This window comes from Paenibacillus sp. FSL R7-269 (assembly GCF_000517865.1).
Classification (GTDB): Bacteria; Bacillota; Bacilli; order Paenibacillales; family Paenibacillaceae; genus Paenibacillus_AQ.
On the sequence record NZ_ASPS01000021.1, the window covers coordinates 111,966 to 136,027 of the forward strand.

Sequence of the window (24,062 nt, forward strand, 5' to 3'; positions counted from 1 at the left end):
TGTTTCTCTAAATAGTCGCGTGACCCGGAGATGCTCTTAGTTGTCAGAACTTCCGTCGAAATATACGGCGCGTCCGGTACGTGCTGATTCATACACTGCTTCAAGAATCTGGGTAACTACGAAGGCCTGCTCCGGCAGAACCACCGGGTCCTTATCTTCTCTTACGGCTTCCAGCCACAGACGGGCTTCACGGTCTGCTTCATTCTCCGCAGCTCCGCTGTAGAAGGCGACACCGCCGGAGGACAGGTCCACCTTGGTCTCATACAGGCGGCCGGCACGTTCGCCGTTCAGACGCAGCCCGTCCTTCATATCTGCTCCGCCTTCCGTTCCGGCAAGCATGGTCTTCGCTTCACCGAATTCAGATACGTTCAGCGCCCAGCTGGATTCAAGTACAATTGTAGCACCGTTCTCCATTGTAATGAAGCCGAAGGCGGAATCTTCAACCTTGAATTGCTCAGGGTCCCAAGGACCGAAGGCATTCGCGGCATTCTTCTTCTGGCCCAGCTTATGGAAAGTAGAGCCTACGACCATACGCGGTTTGTAGTTATTCATCAGCCAGAGTGTCAGATCCAGCGCATGGGTACCGATATCGATCAGCGGTCCTCCGCCCTGCTTCTCTTCATCCAGGAACACACCCCAGGTTGGAACCGCGCGGCGGCGAAGCGCAATAGCCTTACCGTAATAGATATCGCCAAGCTCCCCTTCTTCACACAGCCCCTTCAGATATTCACTGTCTGCGCGGAAACGGTTCTGATAGGCGATGGACAATTTCTTGCCTGTACGCTTGGCGGCATCCAGCATTTCCTTGGCCTGTGCAGTAGTCTTGGCCATCGGCTTCTCACACAGCACGTGATTGCCGGCTTCCAGTGCAGCAACCGTAATCTCGGAGTGGCTGTCATTCGGCGTGCAGACATGCACGATATCGAATCCGCCCGTTGCCAGCAGCTCCCGGAAATCGGTAAATACAGCAGCGCCTTCGCAGCCGTAGGTCTTGGCAGCCTCCTGGGCACGTTCTTCCACGATATCACAGAATGCCACCATTTCGGCATCCTCCTGACGGGCAAGGCTTGGCATATGTTTGCCGTTTGCGATACCACCGCAACCGATAATAGCAATTTTGAGTTTGTTAGACATGAATACTTCCTCCTTGATTCTCATATGTTTTGATCCAGTTCAAGCTGTCAGCCACACTACCAAGCGGCGAGCGGCTGCAGAAGTCCTGCTCTACCACTGCCCATTCCACACCAGCCGCAGCTGCTGCTTCAATGATCGCAGCCAGATCCACTTCACCTTCGCCGAGTACTACGGTCTCCGGTGAGCCGTCTTCTTTCTTCTTCAGATCCTTGAGGTGGATGATCGGCAGGCGTCCTGCGTACTTACGGATATATTCTGCCGGATCATATCCGCCGTAATACACCCAGCATGTATCCATCTCCACTTGAAGCTGCTCAGCAGGCACCGCTTCGAACAGATAATCAAAGGCTGGCTGGCCGTCAACCTTCTCCGTGAATTCAAAATCATGATTATGATAAGACAGAACAGCACCGGCAGCCTGGCACTTCTCGCCGATGGTCCGCAGACCTGCCGCTACCTCCGGCCAGTTCCGTTGTTCTTCTGACAGATAAGGCACGATCAGATTACGGTTGCCGATCTCCAGATTGAAAGTGATCTCCTGCTCTGTATCATTCAGCATCGCTTCGTACGGGCGGTGCGCTCCGACAGCAACAAGCCCTGTCTCTTCAAGCAGCGCCTTCACCTGCCCGGCCGTACGGCCGAAATAGTGGAAGAACTCCACACCGCTGTAGCCCAGCTCGGCTACCTTACGTATAGTCCCCTCGAAATCCTGTTCCAGTTCTTCTCTTAGTGTGTACAGCTGTAGTCCAACCTTAAGCATTATTATTCCCACTCCTTATGTGATCCGGAGATATCCTGTTCTTGCTGCCGCCACACTTCCGGTTGCCTTCCCTGAAATGCATCACCTGAACAAACGGGCTGTAAACATTGGAGAACGTCACGTTCTATTGGTTTCATCCACTGCTTCCAGAGTTTGTAAATATAGCAATTAGCGCCGCAATACGGCCTTCTCCACATCATTTTTATGTTTTTCACTTAGGTACATGGTAATATGAAAGCGTATATAATAAAATGAATAATATGATTAAAACATGAACAATCTGCTTATCATTTATTAGACTTAGGAGGGACTCATGACCACATCTGCCGCTTGCCACATTCTATCCGCCGGATTCTCCTTCCACCGCAAACCGTTTCATATGTCACGCAGCGAGGGCGTACAGTATTATCTGCTGCGGCTCCAGACCGAAGGCCGCAGCCGCACCAGGGAGAACGGAGCCATTACGACCGTTGAGAGCGGCGATCTCATGCTGTTCGCACCGGATGACCCCTACTATCTGAGTATCGACAAGGAAGTCTATCCCGTCGGCAAGCCAAGGATCGAGAGCGGCGACTATCATATCTTTTGCAGCGGCCCATGGATTGAAGAATGGTGGGGACGCAAGCAGCGTCCGGCGGTGCTCCGTCTGCCGATGAGCGATCATATTCTCGGCCTCTTCCGCCAGCTTGTGCTGGAGCAGCGCCGCTTGTCGGACTCCTCACCGGACATCTCCTCTTGTTATCTGCAGATTCTATGTATGGAAATTGACCGGCTGATGATTGATCAGCCCGCGATCTCACCGAAGGCTTATCTGGCTTACCGGATGAAGCAGTACGTTGAAGAGCATGCCTCTTACGCCTTCCGGCTGGAGGATGTGGCTGCACATGTAGATATCTCGGTCTCCCGGGCAGTTCATCTATTCAAGGAAGCTTTCGGCACCACGATTGTCAAATATGTAAATGATGTACGGCTGGATATGGCCCGGGAAAAGATTACGTTCAGCCCCATGCCGCTGGAGCATGTCTCCGAGACCTGCGGATTTGCGAACTATACCTATTTCCACCGGATTTTCCGCAGCCGGTTCGGCATGTCGCCCAAGGAGTACCGTATTCATAGCAGGGCACAGGTTTAAGCATTAAGCAGTTATGCCCAGGCATGCAAAAGGAGCGCCATCATGGAAGATCCGCTCCTTGTGTTTGACCTTATGGAGTTGCTCGCGTTTGCCAGGTGTAACTCTGACATGCTGAGAGATAGCCCCGTAATCCTGGTTGAGTCTGCGGTTTCTTTCTGCAACCCATGTGCCTGAGCGCTCTGCCTTAAGCAGCGCCTTCTGCGTTCTTGTTCGTGCCATAAGCGGTAACACTCCTTGTCGTTCGTAGATTCAATGCGGCTGCACTGTCCGCTTCATTTTAACACAATATCCTGACTGCTGCCCGGTACTGTTCACTATATTCATTTGTTACTGCATACCAGCCCCTCGCTTCCTTAGGTCCGGCTTGCAGTCGCACGGCTTGGTACAGTATCCTTGAAGAGCAAGATACATACCTGTGATCATAACAAATAACCGCAAGAATGAGGAGGAGTACTATATGAAATATGATGTGCTGTATGACGGCGCCTTCGCCATGCTGAAGGTCCTGCTGGAGCCGGGCGAGAGCGTCAAGGCGGAGATGGGGGCGATGGTCGCCATGTCACCGAACGTGGAGCTGCGGGGCACCGTGGACGGCGGAATTATGCGCGGCCTGGGCCGTATGCTGAGCGGGGAGAAATTCTTCTTCCAGGAGCTGACCGCCACGCGCGGACAGAGTGAGGTGCTGCTCTCACCCGGTTCCATCGGGGATGTGCAGGCCATTGAGCTGGACGGGTCGTACAAGCTGATTGTTCAGAAAGATGGCTTCCTGGCGGGAACCCAAGGCATTCAGGTCAATACCAAGATGCAGAATCTGACCCGTGGCCTGTTCTCCGGCGAAGGCTTCTTCATTCTCGAAATCAGCGGCAGGGGCACCGTCTTCCTCTCCTCCTTCGGAGCGATTCACGCTATTAACCTCGGACCGGGCGAAGAGATGATCATCGATAACGGACACCTTGTAGCTTGGCCGGACTATATGAATTACAAGGTGGAAAAAGCAGCCTCCGGCTGGCTGAACAGCTTAACCAGCGGCGAGGCCCTGGTCTGCCGGTTCCGCGGCGAAGGGGTGATCCTGGTTCAGACCCGCAATCCCGGCAGCTTCGGAACCTGGATCAAATCCTTCGTGCCGAACCGCTCCTAGCAGCGGCATTTCGCAGATTACGCATACACAAGTGGAAACGCTATGCCGTCCTTTTAGGGACGGCACCGTTCAGCGAGAAATAGAAGGATAAGTTATCGTGTGAAACATATAACTTCTTATATTTGCAAGAAGGCGCAGGCTGAACTTCAGCCCTGCGCCTTCTGCGTGCTGCAGATGTGCTTATGAGACGGCACGGCAGTCCTTGTCGCCCTTGCAGCCGTTCTTTTGACAACTATTATAGGTGCCTTTGAAATCGAGACGGTGATCGGTCACACTGAAGCCATATTCGCGGGCTACCCGCGCCTCCAGCTCCACCAGCCAATCATCCTTGATCTCTTCCAGCTTACCGCATACATTGCAGATCAGGTGATGATGCATATGCATATGGTCGTCGTCGCGCAGATCATAACGGGCGACGCCGTCGCCGAAATTCATTTTTTGCACAATATGAAGTTCACACAGCAGCTCCAAGGTACGGTAGACCGTCGCCAGCCCCAAATGCGGGTAACTGCGCTTGACCAGCATGTATACCTCTTCCACGCTTAGATGATCCTTCTCATTATCCAGCAGCACTCTCACTATCGCCTCACGCTGTGGTGTAAGCTTATAATTATGAGCCGCAAACTGCTGGCTGATATTTGCCACTCGGTTCACCCGGGTTCCCACCTTTCCGGAAGCAGAACAATTCCCGCAGAATAATTAGTAATCGTTACGATATAAGCATAACAAACTTGCCCGTCAAAGAAAAGTCCTGACACCAGTATAACATCACTTGACCGCAATAGTCCCCTTCTGCCGCTCCACGCATAGATAATATTTCTGCCGAAACCGGGTCCGCCCATTCCGAAGTGCGCGCTATCCCCATACTCTATATCAAGATCACATGAAACTTATAGGATAATTAATCGTGTGCAACATATAAATTATTATATTTTAAAAGTGAGGATGATCCGGATGGCGAAAGTACAACCTAAGCAGACGCAGCGGCTTGTAACAGCCCGTGTACTGCGCAGCGTAGCTGCGGCCATGCTGCCGTTCTACCGGAAAATTGCCGGAAACCGCAGTTATGCCAGGCAATGGACAACCGCGGTTGTCACTGCCGACCTGGACTTGATGGGCAGCTTGCTCCACAGTATCCCCACACTTGCTGACGCGGAGAATTACGGAACGAACGGGATCGGATATTTTATCTCTTTCCCTTTTCCGCTGCCGGTTGCCTTCTATACCAATGGAACGACGATTCCGCCTGGAACCGTTCAGTTCACCTTCAATACAGACGCTCACCGCTGCATAGCGCGTTCCATCCTCCCGCTGTACCGCGAGCTTGCGGTTAACCGGAGCTTCGCTGAAGCTATGGCTGCCGCCATCCGGCGTAAGGATAACCGGGCGGTAAGGGCGATGGTCCGCAGTCTGGTGAGAACAACGTCACTGAAATCTGTAACGATTGAAGAAAGCGGAATCGCGCTGCTGTTCAAGACCAGATTCAGCCGGTACCCCTACCGCAATCTGCTGTTTCAGGAAATGATGTAGAGCGCTGCAACCTTTTCTAACCTTATGCCGTCAAGGGAGTTGATACAGGCCAAGCGGCCCAACCTATAATAGAGGTGGAATTCAGATGTTTATGAGAAAATACACTATCGCAGCTATAACCGCAGCCACCCTTCTCTCCTTATCGCTGGCCGGGCAGATGTTTGCAGCAGGCAGCAGCTTCAAGGATATCGGCAGTATAAGCGGCAAGAATAAAATAGATACACTAAAGGAGCAAGGGCGAATCAAAGGAATATCAGACACACAGTTTCTTCCCGGAGCCATAGTATCGACTGCACAAGGTGTACAGTTCATCTCCGGTGGTCTGCAGCTTAGCCTGGCCGCAATTGATTTCAATAAGGCTCCCCAGGCCAGTGCTATTTTCTCCAAAGTAAAGGACAATGCCTGGTACGCGGAAGCCTTCATCAATGCGCACTATAATGGTGTGAATATCCCGGCCAATATCGATCCGGCAAAGCCGATTTCTAAAGAGTTGTATACCAGTATGCTGGTTCAAGCTGTGGAGAAGGCCGGTAACCTGCCGATGATCAATCTCGTCCCTGCTACGCTTGCAGACGCAGACGCGCTGGACCCTTCCTACCAGGGCAGCATTCAGCGGGCGCTGAAATACAAGATCACTGCCCTCGATGCCAGCGGCAAGTTCAATCCGAAGAGCACGATTACCCGCGCTGAAGCAGCAGTTATGCTGTACAACACGCTGGACTATCTGAAGTCCGTTAGCGATGGCGGCACACAGAATTAAAGGAAAGTTGGAGTTGTTCATACCGTTCCCCCGCGTATGATAGATAAAAGGCCGTCCCGGAAGCCGTTACGGCTAGGGGCAGCCTTGTTTTTTTGCCAGGAAATACGTAGGCTTATTGTGAGATGAAACATTCTCCCTTTACCATACGTGTTAGTAGTGAATGGAGGCGGATGATGGGGAATAACGACAACCTTATGAATGAACCTGACAGCTTAACAACTACAGTCAACCAATATACCGATATGATCCTGCGCTTAGCCCTTGCTCATTTCGGTAATCTGGCGGATGCTCAGGATGTGTGCCAGGAGGTATACATCAAGTTTTTCAAGCACCAGCGTATCTTTAACAGCCTGGAGCATGAGAAGGCATGGTTCATAAGAGTAACAATTAATACGTGCAGGGATGTCATCCGCAGCCCGTGGCGGAAATGGTTCCGCTCCTATGAAGAAGTGCCTCTTCCTATTGAACCGGCAGAAGATCTGGAAATCCTATCCTATGTGCTGATGCTTCCCCGAAAATATCGGATCGTCATACATCTCTATTATTATGAGGGCTACAAAACAGCAGAAATTGCGCAGCTCCTGGGCATAATGAGAATACGGTCCGCACTCAGCTTAAGCGGGCTAAGGAGCTGCTGAAGACTAAGATAATGGAGGATTTCGACCATGATGAAGGATAAGTATGTGAACGGGATGGACGGTATCAAGGCTGACGAAGCTTTTAAACAATCCATTATCCGCAGCGCTACAATTCATTCCGGTACGTCAAAGACCTCAGCTTGGACATTTCGCAGAAAAATAACGACCACTGTGCTCTCCTGTGTGATCATCCTTTTAATCGCCACCCTAGGACCGCTCCTTGTGAACAGCGGTGATCCTGCCACCCCTTCTCCCCCTTACAGCGGGTTCATGGTGACAGCTTATGCAGCAGACGGCGTCCCGGTAGTGGTTCAGCCGGGTGTCGAACTTCCGCTCGGCCAGTACTCGTTATATATGAGCAGTGTGCCCGGCTTCCCGATCAAGCTTGCTGCTGAAGGTGCAGATACCATTGAGGTACGGGCCACTGAGGGCCAGCTGCTGTTGTGGAATCCGGCCGACGGAAAGGTGATCCTTTCGAACACCAAAGCCATTGTTAAGCCCGGGGATACGGTCTACTGGTCTCCTCCAACTGATAAATCCATTCAATACACTGTCTCTGACAGCAGTCTGGAGATTACAGCCTTCAAGGGTAGCACCAAGCTGGGCAGCAGCTCGATCCAGGTCCATTCACAAGATCACATCACATACACAGGCAAATTAGTTTCTAAATGAGGGAATTTGACCCGCTCAACCGGTTAAGGAATTGCAGGGCGCGCGGGTTCTTCGTCTGCTCCAATACTTCCTGGGGGGTTCCCTGCTCCAGAATAACTCCGTTGTCCATCAGGATGATCCGGTCGGCCACATCGGCCGCGAATTTCATCTCATGGGTGACGATGACCATTGTCATTCCTTCCCGGGCCAGCTGCTTGATAACCTTCAGCACCTCGCCGACCAGCTCAGGGTCAAGCGCCGAGGTCGGCTCATCGAATAGCAGCACCTCCGGCGAGGCCGCCATGGCGCGGGCTATCGCTACACGCTGCTGTTGGCCGCCGGACAGCTGATGCGGATACGCATCTGCCTTGTCTGCCAGACCCACCTTGTCCAGCAGGGCCAGCGCTTTGCTGCGCGCTTCTTCCTTAGAACGCTTTTGCACCGTGACCTGTCCCTCCATCACATTGCCGATCGCCGTCATATGCGGGAACAGATTATAAGACTGGAATACCATTCCTGTCTGCTGGCGCAGGGACAGTACGGTACGCTGTGGAATTTTGGCGCCCGGGGTGAAATCCAGCTTAATCGTGTTCAGCATAAGACTGCCCTTGTCGGGGGTCTCCAGCAGGTTGAAGCAGCGCAGCAGTGTGGTTTTACCGGAGCCGGAAGGTCCGATGATGACCATTACCTGGCCGTGTTCAACGGTGATATCCACACCTTTTAGCACTTCCAGCGGCCCGAAAGACTTATGTAAATCGCGTATTTCAATCATGCCTGTGCCTCCTTAACCTTAACTGGCCGAATACCGGTCCAGCCGCTTCTCCAAATAATTCTGCAGCGCCGACAATACGGAGCAGAACAGCAGATAGAACAATGCCGCTTCGCAATATAGCAGCAGGGGTTCATAGGATGTCGCCACAATCTGCTGGGCTTTTCTAAAAATCTCGACATAAGTAATACTGGCCGCAAGCGAGGTATCCTTAACCAGGCTAATAAAAGAATTCGATAACGGAGGAACCGATACACGGGCAGCTTGAGGCAAGATCACCCGTCGCAGAGCCTGCTTCCGGCTCATTCCCACAGAGAACGCGGCCTCCCACTGGCCCTTGTGGATAGACAGAATAGCAGCCCGTACAATCTCCGAGGAATAGGCCCCGACACTTAGCGTGAACCCGATGACAGCGGCGATGAACGGATCAAGCACAATCCCGGCGGCGGGCAGTCCATAGAAAATAATGAACAGCTGCACCAGCAGCGGCGTTCCCCGGATCACCCAGACATAGAAACGGGCAATCAGTCTCGGAAGCCTCAAGGAGGACAGCCGGGCAAGTGCAGTAACCACCGCCAGCAGCAGCCCAAGAATAAAGGATACTACCGCAAGCGGAAGGGTAAAAGCCACCCCCGCTTTGAACAGAGGCAGCAGTGAATCGAGAAATATTTGTATTTGGCGGTCATCCATCATTTCGATACGTCAGCGCCAAAATACTTCTCGGAGATCTTAAGGTAGGTTCCGTCGCTCTTCATAGCGGTCAGCGCTTCGTTCACCGCCTGCACCAGCTCGTCATTCCCTTTCAGGAAGACTGCGGCACTATGCGAGCCTTCGGCAATCTCATCCACCTTCTTGATCTTGATATCCGGCTTCTGCTTCTTCAGGTCGAGGTAGGACAAGCCGTCATTGACGGTAGCATCGATCCGGCCGGAGGTCAGCAGATCAATCGCCTGATTGAAGCCCTCGGTGGATACGATCTCAGCACCGTTGTCTGTGGCGATTTTGCCGAGGTTGCTGGTGAGCGACTGGCCGGCTTTTTTACCCTTGAGATCAGCGAAGGTCTTAATATCCTGATTATCCTCGGGGACGATCAGCACAGCCTTGGAGACAATATACGGATCGGAGAAATCATATTTCACTTTACGCTCATCGGTAATGGAGACTTCATTGAAGATCACATCGAAGCGCTTCGCATCCATCCCGGCAAAAATCCCGTCCCACTGTGTCTCGATGAACTCCGGCTTCACACCCAGGCGCTTGGTCACTTCTTCGGCGATCTCGACATCGAAGCCCGTCAGCTTGCCGTCTGCATCATGGAAGGTGAACGGTGCATAGGTTCCTTCGGTTCCGATGCGCAGCTTGCCGCTGGCTTTGACGGCCTCAAGGCTGTTCTGCTCCCCGGAAGCTGCACCCTCTGTAGCAGCAGATGTGGGTTCAGCCCCGGTATTGCCGCCCGTTGCTGTCTTGTCCGTATTGTTGCTTCCGCAAGCCGCAGCCGTGACCATGGTCAGGAGCAGCATAATAGTTAGACTTAGTTTTTTCATTCGATGAATCCCCTCTCGTATCTTCTCTGCAAGCACCGTGTTTACCGGCAAAAAGAATCGTAACACCGGGGTGTTACCTGCGTCAACAACTTTTTCCGATTATATTCATCGGATTTGTATTGTATTGATTTTCAATAGCTTAGCTTGCCCCAATTTCTGTTCCTGCATCAGGATATCCAGAAGAGAAATCAATACAAAAAGCGACTCTCCGAGAAAAGGAGAATCGCTGCTCTATGGACTACATAAGCTCTGCTTCTATATGGGCATTACTATACGTGCATGATTTCTGGTGCTGCCTGTTCCTTAGAACGTTCAGTTCCGGAATGGCGGCCCCGGCGCAGCAGCAGTCCAAGGACCGCACCGCCAAGCGCGACAAACATCATAATGTGGAACGTATCTGCGAAGCCCTGCGATAATACGGTTTGCTTAGCCAGCAGCAACGCTTGCTGTGAAGCGCCTGCGGTACTTTTCCCGGCAGCTGCCGCCGCTTCCTGCATCTCTATGCCGCGCGCAGTTGTTCTTGCGGTCAGAATCGTAACCAGCGTCGAGACGGCCAGCGAAGTAATTACCTGCTGCATCGAGTTCGTCAGCGAGGTTACCCGGTTCACCAGATGGCTGGGTGCCTTATTGAGCAGATGCGTGTTCATTGGCATCATCATCATGCCCATTCCTGCCCCGCACATGATCAGCGGAAGGATCAGGTCCCGGCTCTGTGTGGTAAGATCTACATGCGAATACTGGAATAACGCGCCGGAGACCAGACTGAGACCGCAGACCACAAGCCAGCGCACACCGATCCGGTCGAACAGTATCCCGGCAATCGGCATCATCAGCCCGGAAGCGATCGCTTGCGGCAGCAGCGTCAGACCGGTATCAAATGCGCCGAAGCCGCGGGCCTGCTGCAGAAATTGCGGGAGCAGGAATAACGCGCCATATAAGCCGAATTGGGCAATCCACTGCACGATGATTCCTGTCGTGAAATCTACGGATTTCAGAATCCGCAGCTCCAGCAGCGGTGTCTTGGAGCGCAGCTCTGCGATGATAAAAGCGATTAGCGCCACAGCGCCCAGCAGCAATCCGATCAGCGTTTTCTCAGAGGTCCAGCTCTGCGCGCCCTGGCTAACCCCGTAGGTTAACGAAGCAAAGGCCAGCGGGCCAAGAACCATACCTAGCTTATCCATGCCGGGCACGCTGTTCTTCGCAGCATTCGGCAGCTTGCGCAGGCCAATCAGCACAGCAATGATGCCAATCGGAATATTAATGAGGAAGATCCAGCGCCAGGAATGATATTCAACCAGCCAGCCCGACAATACCGGACCAATAGCCGGTGCGAACAGGACGGGAATGCCCATAATGCCCATGACTACGCCAACCTTGCTTTTGGGAGCCAGTCTGTACACATAGGCCATCCCGACAGGGAGCACACAGCCGCCGCCCAGTCCCTGAATGACCCGGAAAACAATCAGCCATTCGGCGCTGCTTGGTGTAGCGCACAGAATCGAGCCTATCGTGAACACAATAACCGCCGTCAGGAAGACTGTCTTGGCTCCGAACCGGTCAGACAGCCAGCCTGACAGCGGAATAACTGAAGCTTGAGCCAGCATATATCCGGTAACTACCCACTGCAGCGTATGCAGATCCGTCTTGAAATCCACCACCAGCCTGGACAAAGTTACATTCATCGCCGTACTGTCCAGCACAACCATAAATACTCCTGCAATAATAGCCAGCAGCGGAACCAGAATACTGGACAGCCGGAAATCGGCTTCCTGCTTCAAGGTCTGATCCATGTCTCTTCTCCTCCTAAAGCTGTCCGCGTTCTACATTGACCTGCGGGCAGATTGTTCTATATAATGAGTGAACGGACAACTGTCCGTTAGTGCAATTCATAGTCTACGGACAATTGTCCGTGGTGTCAATTCTTTTATTTATTTTTCTGTAAATCACTGATTTATTTCTGAAAGGGGTTCTCATGAACAAGCCAGACACCGATGCTGCGCAGCTCCATCCGTCAGCTCCGCAAGCCATAGAATCCGCTCCGCCCGTGTCCGCCGATCCTTATGTCCAGCGGATTCTTGAAGCTGCCCGCCAGTTGTTCACCGAGAGCGGACTCGAGGCGGTCAGCATGTACAGCATTGCCAAGCGGGCAGGCATAGGGCAAGGCTCCCTGTACCGCCGTTTTACGGACAAGGGTGAGATCTGTTCTGCCCTGCTGAAGGGCAGCGCAGATCAATTCCTGTCCGGGCTGGAGCAGCAGGTCGCTGCCAGTGCCGGTGAAGCCCCGGCGCTCGCTCAGCTGCAGAGCAGCATTGAGCAGATTGCCGATTTCATTGAACAATATGCCGAGCTGTTGAATATGATCAAAGCCGAGTTCACCGGCAAGAAGCAGCTGACCCAGTTTGAGCATCCTTTTTTTCAGCGGCTGGGGGTGATGATGACAGAGCTGCTAGAGCGCGCTGCGGCAGGTGGTGAGATTATTGACATTGATCCGGCCTTTGCAGCCACAGCCCTAATCTCTGTCCTCAGTCCCGATCTGTACCTGTATGAGCAGAAGCGGCACCACGCCTCCAAGCTGGACATCTCCCGAGGCATCGTCACTTTGTTCGTGACCGGTCTGGCGAAGCGCTGACCGCCTGCCCTTTACAAGAGGGGAATTTGTGGTATATTAAGTAGCAATTACGAATTCAATAGCAACATTATTCACTAGGGGAGTCGGCCGACTGAGACGGAGCTTAAGCTCCGGACCCTTTGAACCTGATCTGGATCATACCAGCGGAGGGAAGTGGAGCAGAATGTATCAGTGGTTCCCGTCACAGGGCCTCAGCTGACTGTACCTTCCGCCCCATTCATTGCCTCCGGGAATGAATGGGGCTTTTTTGTGCTCCGTACAGTATCTATACCAATTCCAAGGAGGCTTCGTACATAGTCTTATGATCAATATTAGCAATCTGTCCTATGTCTTCGGGACCGGTTCGTCCCGGACACCCGTATTCTCAGGGCTATCCATGGATGTGAAGCGCGGCGAATTCATTTCTATCGTAGGCGGAAGCGGATGCGGCAAAAGCACTTTGTTCAAAATCATCGCCGGTCTGCTGGAGCCGGGCAGCGGCAGGATCACGCTTAACGGAGCTGATTCAGCAACAGCAGCGAAAAGACTGGGTAGCGTGGCCTACATGCCGCAGCAGGATCTCCTCCTGCCTTGGCGCACCGTATTGGACAATTGTCTGTTGCCCTGGGAGCTTAAGCGCAGCCGTCCCAAAGCAGCCGCTATTGCCGAGATCCGTACCCTGCTACACCGTTTCGGCCTTGACGAGACCGAAGGGGCTTATCCGCAGGAGCTGTCCGGCGGGATGCGCCAACGTGTGGCGGTCCTCCGCACTGTGGCGGCCGGGAATGACCTGCTGCTGCTCGATGAGCCGTTCGGGGCGCTCGATGCCATTACGAAGCGTTCGCTGCAGCGTTGGCTGCTGGAGTTATGGGCGGAGCTAGACAAGACGGTGCTATTCATCACCCATGACTTGGAGGAGGCGCTCTTGCTCAGTGACAGAATCTATCTAATGACTGGCCGAGAGGACGGCGGGATACAGGAATTCTCAGCCGGTCTCCCTCGTCCGCGTCATCACAGTCTGCACTATGAACCGCAGTTCGCCGCCCTGCGCCAGGAATTGGAGCTGAAGTTATATGAGAACCGCCGCTCTTAGAAGATTGCTCCAGCATTACGGTCCGGCGGCCCTGCTCGCCCTGCTGGCGTTTGCGGTCTGGGAGTCAGTAGCCCGGCTGGGCCTGGTTCCTCCCTTCATCCTTCCGGCTCCGTCTGCGATCTGCATGGCTGTGCTGGAGGAACGCCGCTTGTTATTCGCGGTACATCTGCCTGCTACACTGCTTGAGGTGCTCACAGGCTTCGCAATTTCTGTGGTCTGCGGCAGCCTGCTGGGCATCGCCATGCACCTGTTCAGTCCGCTGGCCAAGGCGCTGTACCCGCTGCTGATTATCAGCCAGACGGTTCCGCTGATCGCCCTCTCGCCTCTGTTCATCATGTGGTTCGGCTACACCTTGTGGAGCAAGGTCGCCGTTGTCTTCCTGACCGCTTTCTTCCCGGTGGTCATCGGCACCTATGACGGCTTGTCTAAGAACACGGACGCCTACCGGGAGCTGCTGCTTACGTACGGCGCGAACCGTTGGCAGATTCTCGGGAAGGTGGGCGTTCCGCTGGCCTTGCCTTCTTTTTTCTCCGGACTGAAGCTGTCGGCTGTGTACTGTGTGATCGGTGCAACGATTGGGGAATGGCTTGGGGGCAGCCAAGGGCTGGGCTATTTCAGCCGCAGAATGGCAGGGAATCTGCAGAGCGCCAAGATGTTCGCTGCTGTTGTCTTATTATCCGTACTCGGTATCCTGCTGTTTCTGGCAGTCGCCGCGCTGGAGAAGATTATTTTGAAGAAAAGAGGACGTTATTCATGACTACTATCCGCTATACCCGTTATCTGCACAATGCAATTTCAAGGCCAGCCATGCTGCTGTCCGCATTGCTCCTCTGTATGCTGCCTGTACTGGCAGGCTGCGCCAATACGAATAGTCCCGCGGCCTCCGGCTCTTCAACTGGTACTACTGCCACTTCTGAGGCTGGGGCCGGGACTGGAGCTGAAGGCGCAGCCCATAAGCTGACGATTATGCTCGACTGGTATCCCAATGCTGTCCACTCCTTTTTGTATGCGGCAGAGGCTGAAGGTTATTTCGCGGAGGAGGGCCTTGAGGTTGAGATTCAGATGCCGGCCGATACCAATGATGCGCTGAAGCTTGTTGCTGCGGGGAAGGTAGATCTGGCACTCAGTTATCAGCCGCAGGTGCTGATGGCACGGGGCGAGCAGATTCCAGTCAAGTCGATCGCTGCGCTGGTGCGCCACCCGCTGAATCATCTCATGGTATCCGCAGACAGCGGCATTACCCGCCCGGGAGAGCTGTCAGGCAAGCAAGCCGGATATTCCTCCGTTCCGTTATATGAAGCGATGCTGAAGACGATGGTGAAAAGCGACGGCGGGGACCCTTCATCCCTCAAGCTGGTGGATGTCGGCTTTGATCTGATTCCTGCTCTCTCCACCGGACGGGTGGATGGAATTATGGGCGGGTTCATCAATCATGAGCAGCTGATTCTGGAGCAGCAAGGCCATCCGGTCCGCTCCTTCAATCCCGTAGATTACGGGGTCCCGGATTATTATGAGCTGGTACTGGCCGCCAGTGAGCAGGGACTGCAGGATTCGCAGGGCTTTTATCAGAAATTCGTGGATGCCATCAGAAAAGGCCAGCAGTATGTAGCCGATCACCCGGATGAAGCACTGAAGCTGCTGCTTGCCCATCAGGAGGACACCGCGACGCTGGATGAAGCGATTGAACAGCGCAGTCTGGAGATCCTGCTGCCACTGATGGATGCTGACTCCCAGCCCTTCGGCTATCAGGATGAGGCTACATGGGAGAAAGTTAACCAATGGCTGAGCGAGAACGGACTGCTGGCGCAGGAAGTGGATGTTAAGAATGCTTTTATTAATTTCTAAATTATACCTTCAGGAGGAATTCATATGTCTTATCTGTCCAAAGTACGCCAGTCGAACCCGCTGGTGCATAATATCACGAATATCGTAGTCGCTAACTTCACAGCGAACGGGCTGCTGGCTCTGGGAGCCTCGCCGTTCATGGCCGATGCCATTGAAGAAGTAGCGGATGTAGCCGCCATGTCCGGGGCGGTTGTACTGAACATCGGCACACTGAATGAAGCCGCCATTGCTTCCATGATCGAGGCTGGAAAGGCTGCGAACAGTCACCATGTGCCGCTAGTGCTTGATCCCGTTGGAGCCGGGGCTACCGCCTACCGCACGGACGTTACGGCTAAGCTGCTGAGTGAGCTTCAGCTTACTGCGCTGCGCGGCAATGTGGCCGAGGTTGCCAATGTGGCCGGGGAGAGCTGGGCAAGCAAAGGCGTGGATGCCGGAGCAGGCGAAGGCGATGTAGTCGCTCTAGCCGTTAAAGCGGCGCAGAAGCTGAACTGCGTCGTGATTATCACCGGCAAGGAAGACATCATTACGGACGGAAAGCGCACTTACATTGCCAGCAACGGGCACTCCATCCTGACCCGGGTAACCGGAACCGGCTGTCTGCTAAGTGCTGTGGTGGGTGCATTCCTTGCCGTAAGCGGCGGGGAGGTACTTAAGGCGGCTGCCGAGGCCCTCTCCTTCTACGGCGTGGCAGCAGAGCTTGCTGCTGAGGAGGCTGAAGCCCAAGGTCCCGGCAGCTTCCAGACCTTGTTCCTGAATCAATTGTCACTGGTGACCCCGGAGCAATACAGCAGCCGCTCACGGCTGAAGCTGCTCGAAGCCTAAAACGCACACCGCAAAGGAGAGAACAAGATGACTAGCATACGCAAAGCGTTGACCATTGCCGGCTCCGACAGCGGCGGCGGGGCCGGGATTCAGGCGGATTTGAAGACTTTTCAGGAGCTGGGAGTGTACGGCATGTCTGCACTTACTGCACTCACCGCCCAGAATACACTAGGTGTCCAGGGAGTCTATCCGATGGAGCCGGAGACCGTTGCAGCCCAGCTGGATTCGATCGGCAGTGATCTGCCGCCGGATGCGATTAAGACAGGGATGCTGTTCAGCAGTGACATTATCCGCGTCGTTGCCAGTAAAGTGCAGCAGTACGGCTGGCAGCAGAAGCTGGTGATCGATCCGGTCATGATTGCCAAGGGCGGCTCACAGCTGCTGCTCCAGGAGGCAGTGAAGGCGCTAATTACAAGCCTGCTTCCTCTCTCGCTTGCCATCACCCCCAATCTTCCTGAAGCAGAGATGCTGACGGGAATGAAGATTCACGGCCGGGAAGACCGGGAGAAAGCAGCAAGACTGCTGCATCAGATGGGACCTGAGTATATTATCTTGAAAGGCGGACATGACCCGTCAGGAGATGAGGCGGTGGATCTGCTCTATGACGGACGGGAATTCCAGTATATGTCCAGCCCGCGGATTGCGACGAGGCATACTCATGGAACCGGCTGCACCTTCTCAGCTGCGGTGACGGCAGGTCTTGCGCTGGGCCACTCCATGCCAGAAGCTGTCCAGACCGCCAAGGCCTTTATTCAAGCGGCGATTGAGGATAGCCTGAACATCGGGGCCGGGCAGGGGCCGACGAATCATTTTGCTTACGGGAACAGGATGAGATCAAGGGGGATAACGTTATGACACGGATTGACAGCGAGGATATGCGCAGACTGCTGAAGCTGTACTTCATTATGGGCAGTGTGAACTGCCGCCGCTCGCCGGAGGACACTTTAACAGCTGCTGCCGATGGGGGCATTACTCTGTTCCAGTTTCGGGAAAAGGGTCCCTCTGCGCTTAAAGGTGCCGCTCTGCTCCGTCTAGGCCAACAACTCCGGCAGATATGCCGGGCCTATAACATCCCGTTCATCGTGAATGATGATCTGGAGCTTGCCGCAGCGCTTAATGCCGATGGTATTCATGTCGGCCAGGATGACCTGCCTGCCCGGCTGATCCGTGAGCAGCTCGGTGAGCATAAGATCATCGGAGTCTCCGCGCATAATCTAACGGAAGCCCGGCAGGCCATCGCGGACGGAGCCGATTATCTCGGAGTCGGACCTGTCTATCCTACTACTTCCAAGGATGATGCCCAGGCCGTCCGGGGAACTACTGTCATTGAAGAGCTAAGACGAAGCGGCCTGACCATTCCCGTGGTGGGCATCAGCGGCATCACCCTGGAGAATGCTCCGCCGGTCATCCGGGCTGGTGCGGATGGAATCTCCATCATCTCGGCCATTGCCGGAGCTGAGGATATACACGAGACCACGCGGAGATTCGCGCAGCTCGTCGCTGCTCCTTAATTTTAAACCAGGCGCCCAGTCCAATTATGATCGGTTTTCCGATTACATCTGGCTTACGTGGCACGCCCAGTCCAATTATGATCGGTTTTCCGATTACATCTGGCTTATGTGGCGCGCCCAGTCCAATTATGATCGGTTTTCCGATTACATTTGGCTTACGCTCCCCCTCTATCCCCGCGTAATCTGCCCATAACAATTGTAGAATAGAATTGTCCATCGGCCAGCCGCTTGTCTCTGCGCAGGACACCTTCGACCTCGAAGCCCAGGCTCTCATAGAGCCGGATCGCCTTGTCATTCCTCTCCAGAACCTTCAAGCTCAGCTTCTCCAGTCTCATAGAATCCGCCCAGTTGATAGACTGCTCCAGCAGGCTCCGGCCGATGCCGTATCCCCAGAACTCCTGGAGCACTCCGACTCCGAACTCGGCCTGATGGGCCAGCCTGCGCAGCGGACTTCCTTCACATCTGGCGAAGCCCGCCAGCCTGTCCTGAACCCCGGCAACCAGAAACAGGTTCGTGCCGCTGGCCGTATCCGCCGCTATAAGCGACCGGAAGCCCTCCGGGTCGATGAATGCTTCCCCCTGAACCCGGTCTAAATTCTCCGTCTCCCCGTCGACCGTCAGTCTCAGCGCGGACAACTGCGGGGCATCCTGCAGCACGGCTGATCTCACCGTGTAGCGGAGTCCTTTGTTTTCATATTCCTGTGCATCTATAATCATTCTGTCCCTCTCCTCTCAATCTTAGGGCTGCCTTTTAGTTCTCCAGTTCATTCCAACCTATCCAGTTTAGCATTTACATCCGGAAAATCCAGGCGTATAATGCCCATGACAGACATATTACAGGATTATTTTTACATATATAGTATCCCTAAAATTCAAGCAAAGCTGGTGACCCTATTGTCGAGAGGCTTCAGAGCCATAGGACCCGGAGGAGGCTTCGGGCATGGCAAATTAAAGTTCGATGAGGAGGAGGCAAAGCCGGATATATCCAAAGCGCTGCTATTACGCATCGTCAAGTATTTCGCCCCGTACTGGAAGCAGACTCTGCTGGTGATGACTGTATTGTGCATATCCGCAGTGCTGGGGCTGCTCCCTCCTATCCTGATTCAGCAGATCATTGACCGGGCGCTACCGGACAAGAATCTGCAGCTGCTCTTTCTGCTCGTTGCCGCCTCGCTGGCTACAACGGTAGTGTCAGGATTGCTGGGTGTGCTGCAGAATTATTTGAACTCTTTTATCTCCCAGAATATTGTCCATGATATGAAAAACCAGATGTACCGCCATCTGCAGAGCATGCCGCTGCAGTTCTACTCAGGTGTTAAGCAAGGCGAGGTCATCACCCGGATGACCAGTGACATTGCTGGGATTCAAGGCGTGTTCAACAGCACCATCGTCAATTGTGCCAGCAATCTGTTCATTCTGATCTCCACGGCGGCAACCTTGTTCATCATGAACTGGAAGCTTGCGCTGCTAGGTATCCTGGTCATTCCCTTATTCATCATACCCACCCGCAAAATGGGCAATGTGCGCTGGAAGCTGGCCAAAGAGACGCAGGAGAAGATCTCGGAGCAGAATCAGATCATTGAGGAGACACTCAGCCTCAGCGGGTACATGCTTATGAAGCTGTTCACCAGAGAGGACACCGCACTGGCAAGCTTCCGGACAGTAAATGCCCAGGCAACACGGCTGCAAATCCGCGAATCCATGGCCGGCCGCTGGTTCATGCTGGTCCTTACCACCTTCACCAGTATCGGGCCAATGATGATTTATCTGTACGGTGGATATTTATTCATCCAGGGAGAGCTGAGTGTCGGAGCAATTATCACCTTTGTGGCACTGCTGAGCAGATTGTATATTCCGGTTATGCAGATGACCAATCTCTATGTGGATGTGAACCGTTCGGTGGCGCTGTTTGAACGGATTTTTGACTATTTCGATATGGACCCGCTGATTGTGGATGCTAAGCTGGCTCTTCCAAGCCGCGTAGAGGGACAAGACATCGTCTTCGAGCAGGTGAATTTCGCTTACGCCCCGGATAAGCCCGCACTGAGCGGGATCTCCTTCACGGCAGCCGCCGGATCACTGACTGCCCTGGTCGGACCCAGCGGAGCAGGCAAAACTACCATTACCAACCTGATTCCCCGGCTCTATGAGCTGGATTCGGGTATGATCCGTATCGGCGGCAAGGACATCCGCGAGTTCACGCTGCATTCGCTTCGCTCGCAGATAGGCCTCGTCACCCAGGACACATATCTGTTCAATGGAACGATCCGTGAGAATCTGCTCTATGCTAACGCTGAAGCCACGGAAGCCGAGCTGACGGCCGCCTGCGAAGCCGCTTATATTCATGATTTCATTCTGAAGCTGCCTGAGGGCTACAACACGGTCGTCGGCAATCGGGGTATTAAGCTGTCGGGCGGTGAGAAACAGCGGATGTCCATCGCGCGCGTACTGCTCAAGAATCCGCCCATTATCATCATGGACGAAGCCACCTCGTCGCTGGACACGGTATCGGAATATTACATCCAGCAAGCGATGCATGAACTGCTGCGCGGCAAGACCAGCATGGTCATCGCCCACCGTCTCTCCACCATCATGGCAGCCGACAATATTCTGGTTGTTCAGGACGGCAGGATTATGGAGTCGGGGCAGCACGCTTCCCTGCTGGCAGAGAATGGGGTATACCGGGATTTGTACAACAAGCAGTTTCAGCGGGAAGATTCATAAGCCAGCAGGCGCGGTCGTAGCTCATGAAAAAGGGATTCCTGGAGCAGCATCACCTGCCCCCCGGAATCCCTTCTCTTCTTGCCCGCGATCAGTGTGGCCTATCGCGTAGTACGCAGCGGCTTCAGCTTGTCCATCCAGCCGCTGATTTGTTCAGCGGTCTCCGTGCTCTGCAGCAGCCGTTGGTATTCATCCACATAGCCGCCGTAACCGGGAAGCTGTCCGGCCCACTCATGGAACTCTTCGAACCGCGTCAGCGCGACACTGCGCCGCCCGAGAATCAGGTAGGCGTTCAGCAGCTGCTCTAATGTCTGCTCGGACGGATTGTTTTTATACTCCTGCTCACTGAGCTGAAGCTGATCGACCGCGTATTGCTTGGTAAGCAGCTTATCTGGCACATAATTCGTCCCTTCCAGCTGATAGATGCCCATCAGCGCCGGACCCAGAGGAGATTGCCCCGGATAAGGGCTGGCCAGCAGATCCTCACTTCCATCCTGATCCACATCCTCATAATTCACGCTGAACAGATCGTTAACCGTTACCTGCATTGTTCCGTCGATCTCTTCGACCACAATAGACGCGTAAGCAGGACGGTTATCCATCAGACTGAACAAGAAGGTATTCCGGTTGTTCTGCACAACCGCTTCGGCCCAGAGCTGCTCCTCCTCATTCCAAATGTCGCCGCCTTCCAGGGTAAGCCCGGCCTTCTTGCTGTCAAAGACCATTTTGCCCTCCTTGACGATGGCGAACTGTGTATAGTTGAACTCTCCCTTGTTCCAGTAATATACCTGAAAAATTTGCCCGTTCAACTGAACCGCATCCATATGTACGAAGCCCGAATACTCATCCGCTATCTCAGGTGACACTTCCGCCAGCGCTGCGTCAGCCGTGTCTTCCTCCTGATGCCCTCCAGGTACTGCCGAGAGATCCGCTGCCGGGGAAGCGGCTGGCGCTGCGGACGGTTCTACTGATCCGCCACCCCCTGTTCTTGAGCAACCCGCTATAATTGCTAAGGCTATCAATAAGCTTATAATCCGCATGTGATCCTCCTAAATGTCGTGTCGTGGTAGCATGGCTTCCTAATATGCCCATCGCAGAGCAAGCTTCGGAAGCCTGTACCTTAGTATGTGAGTTGCGGTTAACCATCCAGTTGTGCATGGAGCTCCACCAGTTCTTCCTCCGTCAGCCGTCTCCACTGCCCTTGCGGCAGACCGCTGAGCGTGATATGCATAATCCGTATCCGCTCCAGGCGGAGCACACGGTAGCCCAGCGCCTTGCACATCCGGCGGATCTGCAGGTTCAGCCCTTGGGTCAGAATAATCATGAACTCCTTATCCGCGATCCGCCGGGTGAGGCATGGCTTGGTCCGGGTCTCCAGAATATCTACACCCGCTGACATCTCCGCCAAAAACTCTTCCGTGACCGGCTTGTCCACGCTCACCCGGTACTCCTTCTCATGACTATGCTCAGACCGCATCATCCGGTTGACAATCGACCCGTCATTGGTCAGGAGAATCAGCCCTTCCGAGTGCTTATCCAGTCTGCCGACGGCAAAAATCCGGGATGGATAGTTGATATAATCTACTATATTCCCTTCCACGTGCCGGGCGGCTGTACATGTAATGCCTATCGGCTTGTTCAGCGCCAGATAGACCCGCTCCTCCCGGTCTGGAGTCACAGTAATTCCGTCTACAGCCACCGTATCTCCAGGCTCCACCATTGCTCCAGGCGCACATATCTTCCCGTTAATCGTGATCCTTCCGGCGGCAATCAGCCGGTTCGTCTCTCTGCGCGGATAGACGCCAGTCTCACTGATATATTTATTAATTCTCATGAAGTGCCCGCTTTCAGGTCCTACATATGAAAGAACACCTGATTTACATACAAATCAGATGTTGCTCCAACCTATAACCCTTATATTTGTTAATTATCAATGGGCAGATGTCCGCTTATTTAGCGCCTCCGGTTTTGCTGCTGCCGCTGCCACTCTTAGCTGGCTTGACTGGTTTGGCCCCTTTAGCGCCTGGGCTTCCGGGAGGGCCGCTTTTGGCCGGCTTCACGGGTTTTGCTGTCTTATTCCAGCGGGTCCAGCCCTTGCTGCCTGTTCCTCTGCCTGTACCGCCGCCTTTACTTTTTGCCACAATATCACTCCGTCAAAATTCAGTTTTCGCCGTACATTACTCTATCTTACCATTATTTCGGGCGGATTGTCAGGTCCAACTGCAAACAGCCTGCGCGAAGGAGCCTCCGGCAGGCTGCGTAACGGGTATCCATCCAAGAGCATAGATTGGCTTATTTAGGCTGAATATATCCTTCGGCCTTCAGTAATTCAGCGATCAGTACCGCACCTCCGGCAGCGCCTCTTACCGTATTGTGGGACAAGCTGACGAATTTGTAATCGTACAGTGAATCCTCGCGCAGACGACCTGCGGAGATACCCATGCCATTCTCAATGTCACGGTCCAGACGAGTCTGCGGGCGGTTCTCTTCCTCAAAATACGTGATGAACTGCTTAGGCGCGCTCGGCAGACCGAGCTGCTGCGGACGCCCCTGGAAGCTGTTCCAGCGTTCCAGAATCTCTTCGCGGGAAGGCTTCTGCTCAAAGGAGGCGAAGACTGCCGCCATATGGCCGTCAGCAACAGGCACACGAATACACTGTGTGGTGATTACCGGCTGCGTGCTTGGGACAATCCCCTCACTAGTTACCTTACCCCAGATCCGCAGCGGCTCCTGCTCGCTCTTCTCTTCTTCTCCGCCGATGTATGGAATCACGTTATCCAGCATATCTGGCCAATCCGCGAAGGTCTTGCCGGCACCTGAAATTGCCTGATAAGTAGTTACAACTACCTTAGAAGGCTTGAACTCATGAAGTGCATTCAGGGTAGGCATATAGCTCTGAATGGAACAGTTCGGTTTCACGGCGATGAAGCCGGTCTCCGTCCCCAGACGCTTGCGCTGCTGGGCGATGACCTCCAGATGCTCCGGGTTGATCTCGGGAATCACCATCGGAACATCCGGTGTCCAGCGGTGTGCCGAGTTGTTGGAGATCACCGGAGTTCCGGTACGCGCATAAGCTTCTTCCAGCGCCTTGATCTCTTCCTTCTTCATATCTACGGCGCAGAAGATCAGATCCACATCCGCAGCCACTTCCTCCACCTTGGAGGCGTCTTGAACCATAATGCCTTTGACGGCTTCGGGCATAGGAGTGGATAGCTTCCATCTGCCTTGAACAGACTCCTCATAGGACTTGCCGGCTGAATTCGCGCTCGCCGCAATCGCTGTTACCTGAAACCATGGATGATTCTCCAAAAGTGCAATGAAACGCTGGCCGACCATACCGGTACCGCCAACAATACCCGCTCTGAGCTTACTCGACATAAGAAATTCATTTCCTTTCAAGCAGCGCC

27 protein-coding genes and 1 riboswitch are annotated in these 24,062 nt (G+C 53.9%); of the genes, 14 read left to right on the plus strand and 13 right to left on the minus strand.

The window, feature by feature from the left end:
• Positions 1-36: 36 nt before the first annotated feature.
• A complete protein-coding gene (locus C162_RS11100; RefSeq protein ID WP_036694372.1) occupies positions 37-1,134 on the minus strand; it encodes a Gfo/Idh/MocA family protein in 1,098 nt (365 codons plus the stop codon).
• Entirely contained in the window at positions 1,127-1,894 is a 768-nt protein-coding gene (locus C162_RS11105; RefSeq protein ID WP_036694374.1) for a sugar phosphate isomerase/epimerase family protein, read from the minus strand. The genes C162_RS11100 and C162_RS11105 overlap by 8 nt, the downstream gene beginning before the upstream one ends.
• 313 nt (positions 1,895-2,207) lie before the next feature.
• Here C162_RS11105 and C162_RS11110 point away from each other — a divergent pair, with 313 nt between their 5' ends.
• Positions 2,208-3,026: a helix-turn-helix domain-containing protein gene (locus C162_RS11110; RefSeq protein ID WP_036694376.1), complete on the plus strand. Its 819-nt coding sequence runs from the start codon at positions 2,208-2,210 to the stop codon at positions 3,024-3,026.
• Positions 3,027-3,029: 3 nt separating this feature from the next.
• Here the strand turns inward: C162_RS11110 and C162_RS11115 are convergent, their stop codons facing one another.
• Positions 3,030-3,245, minus strand: coding sequence for a hypothetical protein (locus C162_RS11115; RefSeq protein ID WP_036694378.1), 216 nt, complete (start codon positions 3,243-3,245; stop codon positions 3,030-3,032).
• A 238-nt stretch (positions 3,246-3,483) separates the two neighbouring features.
• Here C162_RS11115 and C162_RS11120 point away from each other — a divergent pair, with 238 nt between their 5' ends.
• Positions 3,484-4,164 carry a TIGR00266 family protein gene (locus C162_RS11120; protein ID WP_036694379.1) on the plus strand — a complete coding sequence of 227 codons (681 nt, stop codon included), beginning with the start codon at positions 3,484-3,486 and terminating at the stop codon, positions 4,162-4,164.
• 180 nt (positions 4,165-4,344) lie between these two features.
• Here C162_RS11120 and fur read toward each other — a convergent pair whose 3' ends face one another.
• The gene (gene fur, locus C162_RS11125) at positions 4,345-4,818 is read right to left on the minus strand and encodes a ferric iron uptake transcriptional regulator (protein ID WP_036694380.1); all 474 of its coding nucleotides are present in this window, start codon (positions 4,816-4,818) and stop codon (positions 4,345-4,347) included.
• A gap of 300 nt (positions 4,819-5,118) precedes the next feature.
• Here fur and C162_RS11130 point away from each other — a divergent pair, with 300 nt between their 5' ends.
• The 4 genes from C162_RS11130 to C162_RS11145 all read left to right on the plus strand — a co-directional run bounded on the left by C162_RS11130 (position 5,119) and on the right by C162_RS11145 (position 7,764).
• On the plus strand, positions 5,119-5,694 hold the full coding sequence (locus C162_RS11130) for a hypothetical protein (RefSeq protein WP_036694381.1): 576 nt from the start codon (positions 5,119-5,121) through the stop codon (positions 5,692-5,694).
• Positions 5,695-5,779: 85 nt separating this feature from the next.
• On the plus strand, positions 5,780-6,454 hold the full coding sequence (locus tag C162_RS11135; protein WP_036694383.1) for an S-layer homology domain-containing protein: 675 nt from the start codon (positions 5,780-5,782) through the stop codon (positions 6,452-6,454).
• A gap of 173 nt (positions 6,455-6,627) precedes the next feature.
• Entirely contained in the window at positions 6,628-7,092 is a 465-nt protein-coding gene (locus C162_RS11140; RefSeq protein ID WP_051493395.1) for an RNA polymerase sigma factor, read from the plus strand.
• A gap of 27 nt (positions 7,093-7,119) precedes the next feature.
• Positions 7,120-7,764: a hypothetical protein gene (locus tag C162_RS11145; RefSeq protein WP_036694385.1), complete on the plus strand. Its 645-nt coding sequence runs from the start codon at positions 7,120-7,122 to the stop codon at positions 7,762-7,764.
• On the opposite strand, the gene C162_RS11150 is transcribed toward C162_RS11145, so the two are convergent.
• From C162_RS11150 to C162_RS11165, 4 genes are all read right to left on the minus strand, one after another.
• Positions 7,757-8,515 (minus strand): amino acid ABC transporter ATP-binding protein, encoded by a 759-nt coding sequence (locus C162_RS11150; protein ID WP_036694386.1) that lies wholly within the window; start codon positions 8,513-8,515, stop codon positions 7,757-7,759. The genes C162_RS11145 and C162_RS11150 overlap by 8 nt on opposite strands.
• A gap of 18 nt (positions 8,516-8,533) precedes the next feature.
• Positions 8,534-9,202: an amino acid ABC transporter permease gene (locus C162_RS11155; RefSeq protein WP_036694388.1), complete on the minus strand. Its 669-nt coding sequence runs from the start codon at positions 9,200-9,202 to the stop codon at positions 8,534-8,536.
• Positions 9,202-10,056, minus strand: a complete 855-nt coding sequence (locus C162_RS11160) for an amino acid ABC transporter substrate-binding protein (RefSeq protein WP_036694389.1) — start codon at positions 10,054-10,056, stop codon at positions 9,202-9,204. Before C162_RS11160 ends, C162_RS11155 begins: the two co-directional genes overlap by 1 nt.
• Before the next feature lie 269 nt (positions 10,057-10,325).
• A complete protein-coding gene (locus tag C162_RS11165) occupies positions 10,326-11,846 on the minus strand; it encodes a DHA2 family efflux MFS transporter permease subunit (RefSeq protein ID WP_051493396.1) in 1,521 nt (506 codons plus the stop codon).
• A gap of 182 nt (positions 11,847-12,028) precedes the next feature.
• Between C162_RS11165 and C162_RS34305 the strand changes: the two genes are divergently transcribed.
• The 7 genes from C162_RS34305 to thiE all read left to right on the plus strand — a co-directional run bounded on the left by C162_RS34305 (position 12,029) and on the right by thiE (position 17,935).
• Positions 12,029-12,685, plus strand: coding sequence for a TetR/AcrR family transcriptional regulator (locus tag C162_RS34305; protein ID WP_051493397.1), 657 nt, complete (start codon positions 12,029-12,031; stop codon positions 12,683-12,685).
• Positions 12,686-12,751: 66 nt separating this feature from the next.
• Positions 12,752-12,854, plus strand: a riboswitch (TPP riboswitch).
• 132 nt (positions 12,855-12,986) lie between these two features.
• Positions 12,987-13,757: an ABC transporter ATP-binding protein gene (locus C162_RS11175; protein WP_036694390.1), complete on the plus strand. Its 771-nt coding sequence runs from the start codon at positions 12,987-12,989 to the stop codon at positions 13,755-13,757.
• Complete coding sequence (locus C162_RS11180) at positions 13,738-14,514, plus strand: ABC transporter permease (protein ID WP_036694391.1); 777 nt, start codon at positions 13,738-13,740, stop codon at positions 14,512-14,514. The genes C162_RS11175 and C162_RS11180 overlap by 20 nt, the downstream gene beginning before the upstream one ends.
• Positions 14,511-15,602, plus strand: coding sequence for an ABC transporter substrate-binding protein (locus C162_RS11185; protein ID WP_051493398.1), 1,092 nt, complete (start codon positions 14,511-14,513; stop codon positions 15,600-15,602). The genes C162_RS11180 and C162_RS11185 overlap by 4 nt, the downstream gene beginning before the upstream one ends.
• Positions 15,603-15,626: 24 nt before the next feature.
• Entirely contained in the window at positions 15,627-16,424 is a 798-nt protein-coding gene (gene thiM, locus C162_RS11190; protein ID WP_036694392.1) for a hydroxyethylthiazole kinase, read from the plus strand.
• Between the two features lie 27 nt (positions 16,425-16,451).
• Positions 16,452-17,279 carry a bifunctional hydroxymethylpyrimidine kinase/phosphomethylpyrimidine kinase gene (gene thiD / locus C162_RS11195; protein ID WP_036694393.1) on the plus strand — a complete coding sequence of 276 codons (828 nt, stop codon included), beginning with the start codon at positions 16,452-16,454 and terminating at the stop codon, positions 17,277-17,279.
• Entirely contained in the window at positions 17,276-17,935 is a 660-nt protein-coding gene (gene thiE / locus C162_RS11200; protein ID WP_036694395.1) for a thiamine phosphate synthase, read from the plus strand. Before thiD ends, thiE begins: the two co-directional genes overlap by 4 nt.
• Positions 17,936-18,090: 155 nt before the next feature.
• Here thiE and C162_RS11205 read toward each other — a convergent pair whose 3' ends face one another.
• Positions 18,091-18,651, minus strand: a complete 561-nt coding sequence (locus C162_RS11205) for a GNAT family N-acetyltransferase (protein WP_036694396.1) — start codon at positions 18,649-18,651, stop codon at positions 18,091-18,093.
• Positions 18,652-18,756: 105 nt separating this feature from the next.
• Between C162_RS11205 and C162_RS11210 the strand changes: the two genes are divergently transcribed.
• Entirely contained in the window at positions 18,757-20,658 is a 1,902-nt protein-coding gene (locus C162_RS11210) for an ABC transporter ATP-binding protein (protein WP_084648892.1), read from the plus strand.
• 98 nt (positions 20,659-20,756) lie between these two features.
• Here the strand turns inward: C162_RS11210 and C162_RS11215 are convergent, their stop codons facing one another.
• The 4 genes from C162_RS11215 to asd form a co-directional block, all read right to left on the minus strand.
• Positions 20,757-21,695: a hypothetical protein gene (locus tag C162_RS11215; protein WP_036694398.1), complete on the minus strand. Its 939-nt coding sequence runs from the start codon at positions 21,693-21,695 to the stop codon at positions 20,757-20,759.
• Positions 21,696-21,793: 98 nt separating this feature from the next.
• Positions 21,794-22,489 carry a pseudouridine synthase gene (locus tag C162_RS11220; RefSeq protein ID WP_036694400.1) on the minus strand — a complete coding sequence of 232 codons (696 nt, stop codon included), beginning with the start codon at positions 22,487-22,489 and terminating at the stop codon, positions 21,794-21,796.
• A gap of 115 nt (positions 22,490-22,604) precedes the next feature.
• The gene (locus tag C162_RS11225; RefSeq protein ID WP_036694402.1) at positions 22,605-22,799 is read right to left on the minus strand and encodes a DUF3934 family protein; all 195 of its coding nucleotides are present in this window, start codon (positions 22,797-22,799) and stop codon (positions 22,605-22,607) included.
• Positions 22,800-22,947: 148 nt separating this feature from the next.
• A complete protein-coding gene (gene asd / locus C162_RS11230; protein WP_036694403.1) occupies positions 22,948-24,033 on the minus strand; it encodes an aspartate-semialdehyde dehydrogenase in 1,086 nt (361 codons plus the stop codon).
• Positions 24,034-24,062 lie beyond the last annotated feature (29 nt).